Here is an 18,297-nt window from a genome sequence, read left to right on the forward strand (position 1 = left end):
AATGAATATAAAGAAAGTAACCTTTCTTGCGGTTATAACAAATATATTTTTAGCGGTCATAAAAATTATCACAGGCATATTATTTAACAGCATAGCTATACTTGCAGATGGTATAGATAGCTCTACGGATATCATTACCTCTCTTGTTACCTTCTTTGCGACAAGACTTTCGGTAAAACCACCAGATAAATTACATCCATATGGTCATTCAAAAATAGAAAATATTGGTGCAAAAATAATCTCGTTTGTAATTTTTTATGCAGGTATTTCACTTTTTATAGAAAGTACTAAAAAATTTGTAACAAAAGAGTATTTCCAGATAATAGGTATATTACCATTAGTAGTTACGTTAATATCTATTACATTTAAAACTATTCTTTTTCTAATAGAATACACTTATGGAAAAAAATACAACAGTTCTTCGCTTGTTGCAGAAGCATTAAATATGAGAAATGATATATTGTTATCCTCCCTTGTATTTTTAGGAGTATTTTTAAATAAATTAGGACTTGAATGGATGGATCCTTTGGTTGGAATGGTAATGTCTGCTATAATAATAAAGGTGGCGTTTGAAATTTTCACGGAAAATGCATACGTGCTTCTTGACGGCATTACTCCTAAAGATACGTGGATATACGATACCATAATAAATGTATGCAACAATTGTAACGGAATCAAAAATCCTCATAAAATACGAGTTAGAAAAATAGGAAATGTATATGATATAAACATGGATATTGAAGTTGATCCTAATATGACAGTTAAAGAATCACACAACCTTACAAAATGCTTAAAAGAAAAATTAATAAAAATTACAAATAATAAAATATACGATGTAGTTATACATATTGAACCATTTGAAAACAAGGAAAATGAACCGTATGGGATCGGGGGGAAAAATGAAGAAAATCATAATCATTCTATTAATGATTAGTATCTTTTCTTTTTCCATTTCAAAAAATGAAATAATCGAATTATCAAAAAAAAATCCAGAATTATCTTGGAAAAAGTATCTTGAATACGTACTTGAAAACCCAACAGACACATCTATTGAGAAGCTGGGCAAAAAAATAAAGATAAAAATCCAAATAAAAGATAAGGAAAATTTAAACTTTTTAATAAAAGAAGACATTAATGGGTTAAGAAATTATTTAAAAGAAACCTCACCAAGTACAAAGATTTTGAACTTAATAAACTTCTTTTTTCCACAAGTAGAGAGTTTAGTTAAAGATTCCATTGAAAATCCAAAATATGACTCATTTGCAGAAAATATAATATTTCTAAAAATTACAGATCCAAAAATAGAAACTAAAAAAGCGGCAAAGGAGCTTACGAATTTTTTTCTAAAATATCCCACGATGTTAACATACAATGTTGTTTCTTTATTCAAAAATAAATCTTTTTCCAAAGATTTAGGATTTAACATATTAAACTACATCGTACAAAATATTAATAACTTTGATGAGGAAAAATATCCAATCTTAAATAGAATAGTTGATTTCTCAAAAAGTATTGGTGGTACATACACATCAAAGTATTTACTAGATTTAGAAAAATACGTTGAAATTTTGGAAAAAATAAATGAAAATAAGATAGAAAACGTAAACCTAGAAAAATTACAAATAAATAATTTATCAATAAAAAAAGACATTTTGTTGCAAAAAATAAGCAAATACAATTCACCACATATAATTAACAAAACAAATAACACAAAAAATGAACTAAAACCTTCAAAATCTTCAAACACCTTTGAACTATTTCTATTAATTATCCTCTTTGGACTTATTTCCTCGTTCAGAATAGTAAGGTTTTATATCTTTTATACATTAAGACTTAAGAAAATTGCCGCATTAACGTATAAAAAAATAGTAGAAAAAGATCCAATGAATGAAGAAAAGCATTTAAAACTTGCACAACTGTATGAAGAAGCAGGCATGTACGATGAGGCACTACAAGAATATAATTTAATAAAGCGTATAAAAATATAAATCCTCCCAGATGGGAGGATTTATATTTCAACATTTCTTAAATATTTTGCAGCATCTTCAGGTGGTACGGGGTTTATATAAAAACCTGATCCCCATTCGAATCCTGCAACCCTCGTAAGCCTTGGCATTATTTCAACGTGCCAATGGTAATAAATCTTTCCCTCTTCATACGTTGGTGAAGTGTGTATCACAAAATTATATGGAGGATTATCTAAAACCTTATATATCCTATATAAACTATTTCTCAATATCCTTGCAAATGTAGGTATTTGTTCTTCACTAATTGCCCCAAAATTATGAGCATGTTCTTTTGGAATAATCCAAATCTCAAATGGAAATCTTGAAGCATATGGAGCAAAAGCAATAAAATGCTCATTTTCTTCAATAATTCTCCTATTTTCAATTTTTTCCTGGGATATCATGTCACAAAATACACATCTTTCTTTGTAATCATAATAATCTTTTGAACCATTCATTTCTTCTAGCACTCTTTTTGGAATGCTTGGTATTGCAATTATCTGACTATGAGGATGTGGTAAAGATGCCCCACCTAATGCTCCATGATTTCTAAATATCAATATGTATTTTATCCTTTCATCTTTTTCTATCTCATTATATCTCTTTACATAGGCCCAAACAACTTCTTGAGCTTGTTTGTCATCATAAAGTGCAAAGGTACTATTATGATCTGGTGTTTCTATAATAACCTCATGGTATCCAAAGCCAGTCATAGCATCGTACATACCATGCCCATATTTTTGTACTTCAATATTTGGATTAACAGCTGGAAATTTATTGGGGACAACCCTTACCCACCAACCTGGTGAATTCGGTTCACTATCATCTGGTCTAAATGCCAACATTTCAGGCGGTGTGGTATGTTCATTACCATAGTCAAAAGGACAAAATCCATCCTTTTTTTCTTCCTTTGGAACTGAAAAATCGTGAGGCCTTTTGGCGCGTTCAGTTGCTATTATAACCCATCTTCTTACAACTGGATCCTTCCTATATTCCGGCATAATAATTCCTCCTTTAAACCCTTTTACTCATAGCTTTATTGTATAATTTTATATATTCCTTTGCCGATCTCTCCCATGAAAGATCCGTCTTCATCGCGTTATCAACAAGCTTTTTCCAATGTACTTTCTTATTTCTGTAAAAATCAATAGCTTTAGCCACTGCCTTGAGTAATTGAGAAGAACCGTATTCTACAAATCCAAAACCATTTCCTATCATTTTCGTTTCATCGTATTCCAATACAGTATCTGCAAGTCCTCCTGTGTATCTAACAACGGGAATAGTTCCATATCTTAAACTGTACATTTGTCCCAATCCACAAGGTTCATACCTTGAAGGCATTAAAAACATATCACTTGCCGCATATATCTTTTGTGCAAGATTAATATCAAACTTGATATTTGCTGAAATGTTCTCTGGAAATTCTTCTTCCATTTTTCTGAACATATCCTCATATTTTTCATCACCAGTACCCAAAATAACAAATTGCACATTGTAATTTACAATGTACCTTAAAACTTCCGATAAAATATCTAAGCCTTTTTGATCAACTAACCTTGTAATCATCCCTATCATTGGTATATTTTCACTAACTGGCAACCCCAAATCTTTCTGCAATAACTTTTTATTTTCATATTTTTTCTCAATATCATTCAAGGAATAATTTACATAAATTCTCCTATCCGTTTCTGGATTATACTCATCGTAATCTATACCATTTAAAATACCGTAGAGATCAGAACTTCTTAATCTTAAAACCCCATCGAGTTTTTCACCATATTCTTTAGTTTGAATCTCCATTGCATAAGTAGGACTTACAGTGTTAATAATATCAGAAAATAATATACCACCTTTAAGAAAATTTATCTTTCCATAGAATTCTATACCATCAATATTGTACAAATAACTGGGAAGCCCTGAAAACTCCATATATTTACTGCCAAAAATACCTTGGTACCCAAGGTTATGAATAGTTAATAACGTAACAATCTTCCCAAAGAACTCATCATCTTTATAAAGTGATTTCAAATAAACAGGTATTAATCCAGTTTGCCAATCGTTAACATGTAACACATCTATCGGTAAATTTAATACCTTTAGACTTTCCAAAACAGCCGCGGAAAAATAAATTGCCTGTTCTGCTAAATCAGGTCCTTCATAAACTTCATCTGCTGAAAAATAGTAATCATTTGCTATAAAATACACTGGAACATTTGTACGTGGAATAGTTGTCTTGTAAATATCAAATTTCTCATCTGTTTTTAAAAACGGGACTTCTATATCCCCCTTTACTTTTTCCAAAGTATACAAAAATTTTTCTGCGTTTTTTTCAACAATTTTATGTTTAGGCATTATTACGATCGGTTCTACAGAAAGCTTTTCTAAATATTTTGGAAGCGCTCCTACCACATCTGCAAGCCCTCCAACCTTTGCAAATGGATAAACCTCATAAGAAATAAGCGCAACTTTCATGTTTTCACCTCCATTTATCCAAAAAAATACCACTATCATGCGTAAAAATCAAATAATCACATTTATTTACAATTTTCCTAACAAATCTCGCACACTCATCATCTCTCAACATCCTCATTATATCATAAAACTCTACCCTAGTCATAACAATATCTCCAGGGAAAAAGACTTTTCCAAAATTTTCTGTATCTACTACAAAAGAACAGTGCTCCTTTGCATGCCATGGTGTATGATACACATTAATTTTATCAAATAAAATATCCCCATCTTTAAATGTTTGGAAAGCTTTCCATGCATCTATAATCATTTTATACTGTTTTCCCACTATCATTCCAAATTTCTCGTAATTTTTCTTTAAAAAGTTTTCATGTATATGAACTGTTGCATTTTTAAAAAACATGGAGTTATAAGCGTGATCAAGGTGAAAGTGAGTTAAAACTATATCCGTAATATCATCTGTTTTTAAATTTCTTTCTTTCAACTTTTCTTCTAATATACTATGGCTTACATAGTCTCCTGGTTCTATTAAAATTCTTCTCATATCATCTTCAATTAAAGCAATAGTAGAAAAGGTAGCTTTAGCCCTATCTGGTATACTTATTAACCCACCTTCCAACAATATATCAATTTTCATACTCACCCTCCTTTTTTAACAAATCGTATCTCTCCATTTTATAGTAAAGCGTTCTCAAACTTATTTTTAACTTTTTTGCAGTTAACATTCTATCTCCCTTATTTTCTCTCAATGAATTTTCTATTATCTTTCTTTCAAAATCCTCTACCATAGATTTTAAAGAACTTTCTTTTTTTAAAATATCCGTATCTTCAAGAAATAATGGTGGAAAATGCCTCTTTTCAAGCACATTTTCATTGATTTTCATGTTTATAATCGCACGACCAATTATATTTTCTAGTTCCCTAACATTTCCCGGCCAGTTATATTTCTTTAAGTATTCTATTGCACCACTTGATATATTAATAATATTTCTTCCATATTGCTGACTTATTTTCTTTGCCAAATATCTTGCAAGCATCTTAATATCCTCTTTCCTTTCTCTAAGAGGTGGTATATATACTGGAAAAACATTTAATCTATAGTAAAGATCAACCAAAAATTCCCCTTTCTTTATTAGTTCTTCAATATTCATATTTGTTGAGGCAATAATTCTTACATCGACCTTTTTCACTCTATTAGAACCTACTGGTAAAAACTCCCTATTTTCTATAAACCTTAAAATTTTGGATTGAATTGTGATAGGCATTTTCCCTATCTCGTCAAGAAATAATGTACCTCCTTCTGCTTCTTCAATTAATCCCTTTTGAGTGTTCTTATCCAAAAACGGTTCTTTTGTATAACCAAACAATTCAATTTCCAGCATATTTTCTGGAATAGCTGCACAATTTACAGTTATAAAAGGTTTATCTTTTCTATTACTTTCATTATGTATCGCATGCGCAAACAATTCCTTACCCGTTCCACTCTCTCCCCTTAGAAAAACAGTAGCAGGCGTTTTTGCAACTTTTTTTGCCTGCTCTTTTGCTATCAATATTTTTTCACTTTTCCCTACTATATCATCAAAAGTATACTGTGCCTTCATCTGCCTTATAAATCTCTTAACCTCTTTTAGTTCTCTTGTTAAACTTAATATTTCAGATACATCATGAACGACTGCTACACTTCCACTAAATTTTCCTTTAACAAACAGCGGAGTTGCATTAATTATAACTTCCCTTTTTAAAGGTCCCACCTTTAATCTTGCGTTAAAAATGGGCTTTTTTGTCCTTGCAATTTGCATGTGTATACTTTCACCTTCGGCTATATCAACAGTGGCAGGTTTTCCAACAACTTCCTCTGGTTCAAATCCCGTTATTTTTGTATATGCCTTATTCACTAACACAACATATCCATTTTCATCTGCAACTGAAATAGCATCATATGTAGAATCTATTATAGCCTTTAATCTTGCCTCAATTTGGTGGAGATTAGTAATTTCCTCGGCAAGTTTTCTCACGCTTGTGATATCCCTAAAAACTGCCACTGCACCTAAAATATTTCCATCTTTATCCGTTAAAGGCATCCTTGAAGTAATTATTACATTTTCTCCAACATTTTGGACTTCATCCACTTCTGGAATCCCCGTTTTTACCACAATGTGCAACCTAGTGTTTGTAACAACATCAACTACGGGCTTACCTATAAAATCTTCTTTTAGTTTTAATATATGAACCGCACGTTTGTTGATGTATAAAATTTTTGCATCCTTGTCTACAATTATTACCCCTTCGACAATAGATTCAAGTACCGTTCTGTAAAACTTTATCAATTCCATACCTATTCACCAATTACCTTAACAACTACTCTTTTTCTTCTCTGCCCATCATATTCTGCGTAAAAAATTTGCTCCCAAGGTCCCAAGTCTAACTCCCCATTAGTTACTGGAAGTACTACTTGGTGATGTGTTAAAATTCTTTTCAAATGTGCATCTCCATTGTCCTCACCAGTCCAATGGTGATTGTATTCTCCAACAGGTGCCAACCTTTCCAACCATTCCCATATATCTCTATGAAGACCGGATTCATCATCATTAACTATTATTCCAGCAGTTATATGCATAGCAGATACAAGACAAAATCCCTCTTTTATACCACTCTTCTTCACTATTTCTTCAATCACATCTGTTATCCTAACTAACTCTTTTCTATTCTTTGTATTAAACCATAAATATTCTGTATAACTTTTCATTTTATCCCCCACCTTTCCATGTAAATATCTAAATATCCAATAAATTTAAATAGAAAAGCTAAACATAATTATTATATACCATAAATATGCTTCCTATTCTTACTTAATACATAAGATCAGGATCAACAACAGTCAAAGGCATTCCATCCTTTAAAAACGCATTTATATTTTTGAAAAGCTCGTCAATTCTGCCATTTTGCCCCTCTACTGTATAACCACCAACATGTGGAGAAATTACAACATTTTTAAACATATTAATGGGATAATTATACGGTAAAATAATTTCTCTTTCTTTTGAAGGGTAATTATACCAAACATCAGATGCAAACCCTTTCAATTTCTTATCTTTCAAGATGTTATATAAAGCTTTTTCATCTATAAGTTCACCTCGCCCCACATTTATCAAATACTTTCCTTCCATGCAAGACAAAACTTCCCCATTAATAATGTTCTTCGTTTTAGAAGTTAACGGTAACGCCAAATATACAACTTGTGAATTTTCTATCGCTTCTTTCAAATTATTTGTAATTTTGTGAAATCCCTCTATTTCTTCTAATTTGCTTTTAAAACCTATAATATAACAATCAAATCCCTTTAAAAGTTTTGCAATATGCCTTCCAATTACCCCTGTACCCAAAATAGCTACTTTCTTTTTTTGCAATGAAAACCAATAGTCCTCTTCTTTAAATCCCACGGCAAATCCATGCCAAATCCCCTCTTTAAGATCATTGTGGTACTCCACAACTCTCCCCATTAAAGCAAGGGAAAGGGCAATAGCTCTTTCTGCAACCATTTTACCATTTCCATGTGAATTTGATACAATTACTCCTCTTTCCTTTATAACCTTCCAAGGTAATTTATCAGTACCAGTCCATGGAATAAAGATTACCTTTAAATTTTTGGCTTTCAATACCTGCTCTTCTGTTAAAAATCCACCAATTACTATATCCATTTCTTCTAAACGTGCTATATCCTTTGAAGTAAACCACTCAATTTCTTTGTAATCCTCCATCTTTTTTCTAAAATACTCAGTAATCTTTGTTAGTACTATAGCTTTCATATTCTCACCTCTTAAGTATAAAACCTATATCGTTTAGATTTGTTCCTGTAGGACCACTAATAAACAAATCACCTGCAATCTTTAAAGCATTATACGTATCATTATTCTCCAAAAAATCCTCTGGTAAAAAACCTTTCTCTCTAACGATTTTAACAGTATTTCCATCGACTATACCACCTGCTGCATCTGTAGGCCCATCTGTACCATCTGTACCTACAGATGCAATAACTACATTATCAATTTCCTCTATTTCGATAGCAGCTGAAAAAGAAAGCTCTTGATTCCTTCCACCAAGACCATTTCCCTTTACCTTTACCACAGTTTCTCCACCAAATATTAAACAATAAGGCTTTTTAAAGGAATTTTCGCTTTTTACAATACTTGCCAAAAACTTTCCCGCTTCTCTTGCCTGACAAGTTAATTGTGTTGTTAATATGTATGTATTAAAACCGTATTTTTTTGCACTTTCTTCCAATTTTTTACACGCATAATCCACATTACCTACAATGTAATGAGAAATTTTTCTTTGGACTTTTGCACACTTTTGTAAAACATTCCATATATTTTCGTTCAAGTTTATTTTATATTTTTCAACTATTTTCTTTACATCATTAAAAGTACTATTATCTGGATAAACAGGTCCAGAAGCAATGTATTCTAATTTATCTCCTAACACATCCGATAACACAAGTGGTACAACCTTTGCATTAATTAAAGAAAGAAATTTTCCGCCCTTTACCTTAGAAATTTTTTTCCTTATTATATTAATTTCCTCAATATTTGCACCCTTTCTCAATAAATCATTTGTTATGTTTCTCAAATCTTCAAGTGTTACACCTTCTTCCAAATATTCAAAAAGAGAAGAACCTCCTCCTGAAATCAAAAACAACAAAACATCATCTTGCGTTAATTTCCTCAATTTTTCAATGGCAAACTTTGTATACTTTAGTGAATTTTCATCCGGTATGGGGTGTCCTGCTTCAAAAATATCGAAGTTTTTTATACCCCCAAATGAATATCCATACTTTGTAATTATAATCCCATATACTACATCCAAATACTCAGATACAGCTTTCGCCATACGCCACGCTGCTTTTCCAATAGAAAGTACATAAACCTTTTTCAAGTTCATCTTTTTTAACTTTTCCAAAACCAACTTTTCTGGACTTATTTGATCAAATGTTTCTAAAATTATCTTCTTGGCTATATCCTTCATATTATCCCTCAATGCTAATATTTCTTACTTTATTTCTAAACTTCCCAATCTCATATAATTTCTTTACTTTTTTTACTTTTTCTGGATCTTCATCGGATAAGTCTTTATTTTCTACTATTTTCTTTAGGATCCTATCTAAAGTGGGATAGTCTAATTCAAAGACTTCTTCATCACTAAGGCCAGGTATCAAATCTGGTGAGGCAGGTTTTTCAAGGATTCTTTCTGGAACGTTTAAAATTTTCCCCAACTTGTACACTTCCGTTTTATAAAGATGAAGTAAAGGTTCAACATCTGTAGAATCATCCCCCCATTTTACGTACAAACCTGTTAAAAATTCCGTCTTGTTAGTTGTACCAACCACTGCATAGTTTCTCTTTTCAGCTTCTTTATACAAATAAACCATTCTAACCCTATGCTTTATTCTATAATAACTTATTCCTTTTAGAAATTCTTCATCTTCTATCCCTAAGACATCAAATTCAAACGGATTACCTTCGTTCTTATACTTATTCCATCTACTTTTTGCATATCTTTCTTTTACTTTAAAGGGAACAAATAAAGCTGGTGGATAATATTTATAAACTCCAAATTTTCTAACTATTCTACTTATATTTTTAACTTCATAATCAACATTAAAATGCTCACAAACAAACTTTGCATCTTTTATTGAATCTCTTGGACTATCTCTCTCTGGAAGGATAAAACATTTTATTCTACTTTTTTCTAACACTCTCACTAATAAACCAAGGACTACCGCAGAATCAACTCCCCCACTTACCCCCAAAACAGCTCCTGAAAATCTATACTCTTTAAAAAAATTCTTTAAAAATTCTTCAACCCTCTTCAACATCCTTTCCCCTCAACTTTGCTATCTCTTTTAATAACTTTTTTTCAGTTCTTGATACCCTACTTGGAATCTCAACTCTAACCCTCAAAATTAAATCTCCTCTTTTCCCCGTTCTCATATCAGGCAATCCTTCACCATATACATATATTTCTTGTCCATGTTGAACACCCGCTGGAATTTTTACCTCTTTTATTTTACCATTTGGCATTCTAATTTTTACCTTTGTACCTAAAATTGCTTCCAAATAATCTATTTTAATCTCTTTAATTAAATCATTTCCCTTTCTTTCAAAATCAGAGTATCCAACAACCCTTACGTGAACATACAAATCACCATATTCTCCTCCATTATACCCGGCATTCCCTCCTCTTTGTATTCTCAAGATAGTTCCATTTTCAATACCAGCTGGAATGTTAACTTCAACCTTATATCTTTTCTTTATCCTTCCTGTTCCACCACAAGTATGGCAACTCTCCCCAGGAATTTTTCCTGTTCCACCACAATGATTACACGTATATTGGTTTACAATAACACCTAAAAATGTTCTCCTTTCTTCTCTAACTGTACCCGTCCCATGACACTTTGGACAAGTAATCCAACCACTACCAGGCTCAACTCCTTCACCATTACAATGTTCACAAACCTCGTATCTATCATATTCAAGCGGTATTCTTATTCCGGTAAACAACTCCTCAAAAGACACATCAACGGAAATATTTATATCTTCTCCTCTTTTTGGTCTTTTTGCTCTCTTTCTTGAAGATGTTCTTTGATCACCAAAGAAAATATTGAAAATATCGTTGTTTATAAAATCACCAAAGTCTTTAAAAATATCCTCAAAACCACCGAATCCACCAAATCCGCCCCCGGCATTTGGTGGCACATCTCCCACATAACCATATCTATCATACATTGCTCGCTTTTCAGGGTCAGAAAGCACATCATATGCTTCCTGAATTTCCTTAAATTTTTCTTCTGCTAACTTTTTATTTTCATAATTTCTATCAGGATGCCATTTTTTTATAAGCTTCTTATACGCTTGTCTTATTTCATCTTGGGATGCGTTCCTTGAAACGCCAAGAATTTCATAATAATCTTTTTTTGCCATAAAGTCACCTCCTAGGCTTTACCGAGACCTTAACCTTTGCAGGTTTTAAAATCCTTCCTTTAAACTTATACCCATCCTCCACAACTTCTACAATAGAATATTCTTCTTTTTCCTCATCTTCAACTCTTTCTACTGCTTCATGTTCAAATGGATCAAATTTATTACCTACTTTAACTTCTTCAAGTCCAAAACCTTCCAACAATTTAAATAAATTCTTATAAATCAATTCAATTGCCTTGTAAAATTGTGTATTTCTTTCTTCATCATTTGCATTCGAAAATGATCTTTTAAAATCATCTAAAATTGGCAAAAATCTTTCCAAAATCCTTCCCATCGTTGAAACTGCTATTTGTTCTTTTTCTTTGAGTACATCTTTTTTGTAATTTTCAAATTGAGATTTTAATACACGTGCATAATTTTCAAATTCTTTTAACTGTAACTCTAATTTCTTTATTTTTTCTTTTTGTTCTTCCACAATTTTCTCTGGTGTTTTTTTCTCTTTTGCCACTTCTTTCCTTTCTTCTTTCTTTTCTTCATTCTTTATTTCATTTTTCATTTCTTTTTCCACTTCAATCACCTCCAATTATTCAACATTTCTTGCAACAATAGTAAAATATTCAGTAAGTCTGTTTACCACATATTCCACACTATCAAATACCTTAGAGTAATCACTAAATTTATCAAAAATTACGGCAATTCTCCCCACTTCTCGCTCAAAGACAAAATAAGGCATTATCAAAACTGCATATTGCTCAAAATTTCTTATATTATGTTCCTTTCCTACGTATATTCCTTCACCTAGTGAAAAAATTTGCGGGTAAAATTCAGAATTTGTAGAAATTTTTACAATTTCTCTTAATTTATCTTCACCAAATTTCTTTGCATTCACAAGATTAAATACTCCTTCAATAATATATTCATCGTATTTTTCAGACGCAATTCTTTCAGAAAGTTCTATAAATTCTTTTAATCTACCACCAACCCATGAAAACTTTTCAACCACTTCTTTTAATTTTAATTTAAAATCACTCAAAAGTATTCCATCAAGACTTTTATTCAAAAACTCTTCAATTTCCAATATATTAGAAATTTCGGAATGTTGTATAGGAAGAACAGAAGTAAGTCCCAATTCAGTAATAATGTTCACAATGGAAAATGTCTTTGTAACTGGAGTTAGGACAATCCTTCTAATTCTGAGATTCATGGGATTAGGTTTTTCTATAATAACAAAGGCCTTTAAAGTATTTGATAAAAGCTTTGCAGCACCTCGTATGACTTTATCCAAATCACCTATCGGAAAGTCCGTTCTAACATCTATCGAAGAACCTACCTTTTTTGTCTCCTTTCTCACCTTTAACACTTCATTTACATAAAACTTCAACCCCTTGTCCGTAGGAATACGTCCCGCAGAAGTATGGGGTTGAAAAACATATCCTAAATAATCCAACTTTCTCATGTCGTTTCTAACAGTTGCCCCACTCCACTCTAAATTCGTTGTTTCTAAAACTTTTTGGGAACTTACTGGAATACCAGATTTTACATACTCTCTAACTAAACAATATAGAATTTTCTTTTGTCTATCGGACAAATCTTTCATATTTTCACCTCTTTATCAGAGGAATTATCACTCTCATACTTTGTCTGATAATAGTATAACATAAAAAAATTGAACAGTCAATTAAACAAAAAATGGGCATCATAAGATGCCCAAAATTATCCAACTGGCTTATCTTTAGTTTCCACACCAAGAATCAATACTAATAGACCTGTAATAATTGAAAATATCGCAGTATATGAAAGCGCGGCAACTATGGATTTATCAACAAAGTATCCCGTAAAGTATGGTGCTATTATTCCAGCAACTCTTGCCATTACACCTGCTACTCCATTTGCAGTACCTCTAAATGAGGTGGGAAATAACTCTGGGGTGTACGCATATACTAATCCCCAGACTCCTAAAGTAAAGAACGAAAGAACTAAAACAACAAACAAAAACGTAATATTTCCAGAGGCAAGAAATAGGAAAAACGAAGAAAGTCCCATTCCTATAAAATACACGGATAAAGTCTTTTTCCTTCCCCATTTTTCTATTAAATACGCCACAGAAAGATACCCAGGCAATTGGGCAAGATATACAAAAAATGTATACCATTTTGCTTTAGTTATGGTAATTGAAAGGTTTTCCACAAAAACCCTAGGTGCCCATGAAAAAAGTGCGTAATACACAAAGCTTACGACAAACCAAGATATCATAACCAAAATAGTTTGTTTAATGTATCTACTTCTAAACAAAGCACCAAAAGTAACTTTCACCTTTTCCACGCTTTCAATACTACCTGGAACATCACCATATCTCTCTTTTAAAGCTTTTATACCATCTTTTTCAAAAAGATACTTTGGAGTTTCAGAATTTTTTAAAAGTGCTATTAATATCAACAACCCTAATGAAAAAATATAAAAATTCCATCTCCATCCAAATCTTTCTCCAAAAGTTACCGCAAAAAGTGCTATTAATATACTTCCAATTGCCCAACTGGTTTCCAAATATACTAAATACCTTCCTCTAAGTTTTATCGATGTAAATTCAGAAAGATAAGTATTCGCCGAAGGCAAAAGTCCTCCATATCCAAAACCAGATAAAAATCTCAATAAATAAGCTATTGAATATCCCTTTGAAAAACCAAACAATACAGTAAAAATCACGGAAATTAACAAGTAAAAAATAGTACCGGTCTTTCTGCCAAAGTAATCCAAAATCACACCGGACAACAATGCACCAAAAAGCATGCCTAAAAAGGTTGCACTAACAAGAGAACTTGCCATGGTTTTTGAAAGTTGCCATTCTGAAATTAAATTCGGAAGGACAAATGGCATAACCATAACACCAGCAGAGCCTACTATCCATATTAAAGAAGTCAAAATTAAGAGATTTCTTTGTTTTTCTTTTGAAACTACACTATCAATGACTTGATCGATTTTCACTTTTTCACCTCCAAAAGATAATCCTTTAAAGCTTCTAATATCTTTTCCATAACCTCTTTATTTGGAGCTTCTATAGTATGTATGTGAACACCTCCGGATAATTTTAAAAGCGGAGTTGCATTTGAACTCTTCATAAGGGCCATAAACTTTGCAACGTCATCCAGTGTTGCAATATCAAGCCTACCATTAATTTCACCGTAAAGAGGATGCTCAACTATAACATCTATTACCTTTCCTCCAGCTTTTACAACTTTCAAAAGTTCATCGTAAATCTCGTCCTCAGAATGCTTTACGGCAATCATCTTTCTGATAAAATCTTTTTTCTTTTCTAGAATATAACCATCTCTTGTTGAAAAAATCTTGTGCCCTTTTGTCTTTAAAACGGATATATCTTGAACTATTATCTGCCGACTAACTCCCAACATTTCCGCCAAATCCTTACCTTTAACGGGACCTTTTGATTCAGATAAAATCACCAAAATCTTTTTTAATCTTTCTTTCATTTTATCACCTCAATTATTAGTTTACATTTTTACACAGCAAATGTCAAATACAGTACACAAAAAAAATCCAGGTTACCCTGAATCTATTTACCTGGATTTTGCCAAACCTACATATTAAAATTATTTCAAATTGAAAGTACTGCAAAATAATGGAAAATACTACCTAAAATTACAAACAGATGCCATATCATATGATGAAATTTTATCTTTCTATACATATAGAAAATAGTACCAATTGTATAGGCCAAACCACCTAAGACCAACAAAATTATTCCTCGCTCATTAAAATTGACCCATAAATTTTTTATAAAAAACACTATCATCCATCCCATTGCAATGTAAATAAGTGTAGAAATTACCATATATTCTCTAACAAAAAATACTTTAAATACAATGCCAATAGTTGCAAGCACCCACATTATTGAAAACAAAATCCATCCAAGTCTTCCACTAATAACCAGCAATAAAAATGGAGTATAAGTTCCAGCAATTAGTAAAAAAATAGCAGAATGATCCATTATTTCAAATATAGCCTTAGCCTTCCTATAACTTATCCCATGATACAATGTAGAAATTAAATAAAGCAAAAACAGCGTAACGCCAAATATTGTAAAAGAAACAATTTTTAGTACTCCACCACTCATCGAAGCATACACTATCAACCAAACAAGCCCAAATAATGCTATCAAAGTCCCTATTCCATGGGTTATTGCATTTGCTATTTCCTCACCCAATGAATATTTCTCTATATTTTTCATAATATGGAAACTATTTCAATGTCGAATATTAAATTTTTACCCGCTAAAGGATGATTGGCATCGAGCATAATCTTATCTTCATTAACTTCTGAAACTCTAACAACAAAAGTTCCACCATCTGGTTGATGTACTTCAAAAAATTGACCCACTTGTACATCTTCTGGTAATTTTTCCTTTTCAACGGGGAAAACCAAATCTTCTCTATATTCTCCATAAGCCTTATCATAGGGAACATTTATTGTCTTTTTTTCGCCTACCTCCATACCAATAATTTGTTCCTCAAAACCAGGAATAACCTGTCTTTCCCCAACTACAAATTGTAATGGTTCTTTTCCTTCTGAACTATCAAAAATTTCTCCATCTTCAAATCTTCCCACATAATGTACCAATACCTTATCTCCTTTTTTTATACCCATAATACCACCTCACAAAATTAAAAGTACTACTTAATTATACATCACAAAAGAAATTTTACAAATCTTTACATTTAAAGATTTGTGAGAACACTAATAAAATAGCTCCTAGTACCATTATTCCTACTCCAATTCCATATTCATTACTCAAAAACCCCATCAAAAATGAAAACATAGCACTTAAAAATGTTTTTACTTGAGATTCAACCGATAATACAGATGCAAGGGCCTCCGATTTTTCACTAATATACGACACAGCAATAGGTCTTCTGATATTCTCCAAAATGTACAAAAAGAAAAAGAAAATAATAGAGAGAAAATACAATTTATATACATACGAAATACCTATTAAAATCACGGTTATCGCACCCAAAAAGAGCGTTAAATTTAATCCCTTCTTAAACTTCCAGGAATTTCTCGATGCCATTGAAGTAAGTATATAAAGTCCAAAATAAATTATTCCCACCAAAACAGATGTTCTCTTTTCCTTTGATACTCCCAAAAAAATGGGAATAGTTAAGGCAAATGACTCAATAACTGGTTGTAAATAATCCTTTAAACTTTTAAATATTGCAGAGTAACTCGTGGCATTTAAAAGTAATTTTAGAGTCTTCCAGTTTGAGATAGCTCCCCAAAAATCCTTCAAAGTTTCCTTTTTTGACTTCTTAGATGAAAAATCAAGGTCTTTAGGATAAGTAGAGAGATTTACGAGATTAACAACATAAGGTATAACTGCCAAAAGAAAAATTAATTTGTAATCCCCACTAAAAAAGACAATAACTGCCGCAAGCAAAGAGTTTAAAGCAGAACCCAATTGTGACGCAGCGCGAGTTGCTCCATAATACTGAACTTTTAAATCCTCCATATTGTTCAATTTCAAATACTGGAAAATCATAGCCTTGTGTGTCCCTGTTCTAAATGCCTCACCAAATGAGAAAAAAATCATAGCAACAACAAAAAGAAGAAAGGATTTAAAAAAGTAAAATACGAGAAATGAAATTATATAAGAAATCATGGAAAAAATCATGGATTTTCTTCTACCGTATAAATCTGCAAATACTCCCGTTGGAACTTCCAAGATATTTGTTGCTAAACTCCTTATCGTATAAAGTACACCAATTTGAAAATAATTTAAACCTGCAGACAAAAAAGCCAATATAAAAAACGGTTCAAAGAAACGTAGATTCTTCAAAAAACCATACGCTTGAAATTTTCTAAATTGTTTGTCTTTTTTAATCATTACTCTCAACCTCGCAAAAAATAGGATCATATTTTAAATCCATATTTTTCGCAAAAGCCCTACAACCACCAAAACACCTTTTAAACATACTACATGCTTTACAAGCATCCAATAAAACATCTGGATCGTAACTTTTCCATATTTCTTCAAAAGATTTTTCATTCAAATTTCCCATGTAATATTCTTTATCGTATCTAAAATGCCCACAAGGTACAACAGTACCGTCTACCAATACCGATGCATGAGTCCTCCCAGCAGAACATAACCCTCCTGAAATATTTTCTTCAACGTAAAAATTAATACTATTCTTGTGCTTTTCAATCAAGTGTCTTACATATTCTATCTCTTTCTTATTTGGTGTTAAAATTTTTTTGTACAATTGTCCCCTTCCAACTGGAACAAATCTATCTACATATAGTGAAACACGATGCTTTTTAGCAAAATTTATCATATCTTCAAAGTACAAATAGTTTTTTTTGTTGATAACATGCAAGATTGTAACGTCAAAACCTGCTTCTACAAAGTTCATAAAACCTTTGTAAGTTTTATCAAAAGTTCCTTTTCCACGTATAAATTCGTGTATATCTGGCAAACTTCCATCAAAGGAAATTCCCACTTTAAGTTGTGGATAAATCTTTTTTATTTTTTTTACAACTTCTTTACTTGCAAGGGATGCATTTGTATTTAACATCACATCTAGTCCAATACCAACAGCATATTCAATTATTTCGTAAATATCAGGTCTTACCAAAGGTTCTCCACCAATCAAATCTACTGTTTCTACATGTGCACTTTTTAATTCATCAAGTACGTGTTTAACCTGTTCAATTGAAAGTTCTACTTTTGACTTTTTCCCCGCATTACAATAACAATGTTTACACGCATAGTTACAAGCTGTGGTAAGTTCAAATTCAACAATCTTTGGTCTTCTCATATCTCTCCTCCTTTC

Annotated in this window: 19 protein-coding genes; 2 read left to right on the forward strand and 17 right to left on the reverse strand. The window is 31.8% G+C overall.

Annotation, left to right across the window (positions count from 1 at the left end):
- Position 1 precedes the first annotated feature (1 nt).
- A complete protein-coding gene (locus Y592_RS01550) occupies positions 2-934 on the forward strand; it encodes a cation diffusion facilitator family transporter (protein ID WP_075665320.1) in 933 nt (310 codons plus the stop codon).
- Positions 900-1,988, forward strand: a complete 1,089-nt coding sequence (locus Y592_RS01555) for a tetratricopeptide repeat protein (RefSeq protein ID WP_172799325.1) — start codon at positions 900-902, stop codon at positions 1,986-1,988. Before Y592_RS01550 ends, Y592_RS01555 begins: the two co-directional genes overlap by 35 nt.
- 20 nt (positions 1,989-2,008) lie before the next feature.
- Here the strand turns inward: Y592_RS01555 and galT are convergent, their stop codons facing one another.
- The 17 genes from galT to Y592_RS01640 form a co-directional block, all read right to left on the reverse strand.
- Complete coding sequence (galT, locus tag Y592_RS01560) at positions 2,009-3,007, reverse strand: galactose-1-phosphate uridylyltransferase (protein WP_075665322.1); 999 nt, start codon at positions 3,005-3,007, stop codon at positions 2,009-2,011.
- A gap of 13 nt (positions 3,008-3,020) precedes the next feature.
- Positions 3,021-4,478: a glycogen synthase gene (locus Y592_RS01565; protein ID WP_075665323.1), complete on the reverse strand. Its 1,458-nt coding sequence runs from the start codon at positions 4,476-4,478 to the stop codon at positions 3,021-3,023.
- Positions 4,479-4,482: 4 nt separating this feature from the next.
- Positions 4,483-5,112 (reverse strand): MBL fold metallo-hydrolase, encoded by a 630-nt coding sequence (locus Y592_RS01570; RefSeq protein WP_075665324.1) that lies wholly within the window; start codon positions 5,110-5,112, stop codon positions 4,483-4,485.
- Positions 5,102-6,808, reverse strand: coding sequence for a sigma-54 interaction domain-containing protein (locus Y592_RS01575; RefSeq protein WP_075665325.1), 1,707 nt, complete (start codon positions 6,806-6,808; stop codon positions 5,102-5,104). Before Y592_RS01575 ends, Y592_RS01570 begins: the two co-directional genes overlap by 11 nt.
- Before the next feature lie 2 nt (positions 6,809-6,810).
- Positions 6,811-7,221 carry a secondary thiamine-phosphate synthase enzyme YjbQ gene (locus Y592_RS01580; protein WP_075665326.1) on the reverse strand — a complete coding sequence of 137 codons (411 nt, stop codon included), beginning with the start codon at positions 7,219-7,221 and terminating at the stop codon, positions 6,811-6,813.
- Between the two features lie 103 nt (positions 7,222-7,324).
- Positions 7,325-8,281, reverse strand: coding sequence for a 2-hydroxyacid dehydrogenase (locus Y592_RS01585; RefSeq protein ID WP_075665327.1), 957 nt, complete (start codon positions 8,279-8,281; stop codon positions 7,325-7,327).
- Between the two features lie 4 nt (positions 8,282-8,285).
- Positions 8,286-9,497, reverse strand: coding sequence for a glycerate kinase type-2 family protein (locus tag Y592_RS01590; protein ID WP_075665328.1), 1,212 nt, complete (start codon positions 9,495-9,497; stop codon positions 8,286-8,288).
- 1 nt (position 9,498) lies between these two features.
- Positions 9,499-10,347 carry an NAD(+) synthase gene (gene nadE, locus Y592_RS01595; protein ID WP_075665329.1) on the reverse strand — a complete coding sequence of 283 codons (849 nt, stop codon included), beginning with the start codon at positions 10,345-10,347 and terminating at the stop codon, positions 9,499-9,501.
- On the reverse strand, positions 10,331-11,452 hold the full coding sequence (gene dnaJ / locus Y592_RS01600) for a molecular chaperone DnaJ (RefSeq protein ID WP_075665330.1): 1,122 nt from the start codon (positions 11,450-11,452) through the stop codon (positions 10,331-10,333). The genes nadE and dnaJ overlap by 17 nt, the downstream gene beginning before the upstream one ends.
- 4 nt (positions 11,453-11,456) lie before the next feature.
- Entirely contained in the window at positions 11,457-12,008 is a 552-nt protein-coding gene (locus tag Y592_RS01605; RefSeq protein WP_369799922.1) for a nucleotide exchange factor GrpE, read from the reverse strand.
- Between the two features lie 27 nt (positions 12,009-12,035).
- Positions 12,036-13,049, reverse strand: a complete 1,014-nt coding sequence (gene hrcA, locus Y592_RS01610) for a heat-inducible transcriptional repressor HrcA (protein ID WP_075665332.1) — start codon at positions 13,047-13,049, stop codon at positions 12,036-12,038.
- A 116-nt stretch (positions 13,050-13,165) separates the two neighbouring features.
- Positions 13,166-14,434 carry an MFS transporter gene (locus tag Y592_RS01615; RefSeq protein WP_075665333.1) on the reverse strand — a complete coding sequence of 423 codons (1,269 nt, stop codon included), beginning with the start codon at positions 14,432-14,434 and terminating at the stop codon, positions 13,166-13,168.
- Complete coding sequence (locus Y592_RS01620; protein ID WP_075665334.1) at positions 14,431-14,937, reverse strand: transcription repressor NadR; 507 nt, start codon at positions 14,935-14,937, stop codon at positions 14,431-14,433. Before Y592_RS01620 ends, Y592_RS01615 begins: the two co-directional genes overlap by 4 nt.
- 125 nt (positions 14,938-15,062) lie before the next feature.
- Entirely contained in the window at positions 15,063-15,695 is a 633-nt protein-coding gene (trhA, locus tag Y592_RS01625; protein WP_075665335.1) for a PAQR family membrane homeostasis protein TrhA, read from the reverse strand.
- Entirely contained in the window at positions 15,692-16,111 is a 420-nt protein-coding gene (locus Y592_RS01630; protein ID WP_075665336.1) for an FKBP-type peptidyl-prolyl cis-trans isomerase, read from the reverse strand. Before Y592_RS01630 ends, trhA begins: the two co-directional genes overlap by 4 nt.
- A gap of 55 nt (positions 16,112-16,166) precedes the next feature.
- The gene (locus tag Y592_RS01635) at positions 16,167-17,348 is read right to left on the reverse strand and encodes an MFS transporter (RefSeq protein ID WP_075665337.1); all 1,182 of its coding nucleotides are present in this window, start codon (positions 17,346-17,348) and stop codon (positions 16,167-16,169) included.
- Positions 17,341-18,282 (reverse strand): radical SAM/SPASM domain-containing protein, encoded by a 942-nt coding sequence (locus tag Y592_RS01640; RefSeq protein ID WP_075665338.1) that lies wholly within the window; start codon positions 18,280-18,282, stop codon positions 17,341-17,343. The genes Y592_RS01635 and Y592_RS01640 overlap by 8 nt, the downstream gene beginning before the upstream one ends.
- Between the last annotated feature and the right edge of the window lie 15 nt (positions 18,283-18,297).

It is taken from the genome of Thermosipho sp. 1070, assembly GCF_001682135.1.
GTDB classification, from domain to species: Bacteria; Thermotogota; Thermotogae; order Thermotogales; family Fervidobacteriaceae; genus Thermosipho; species Thermosipho affectus.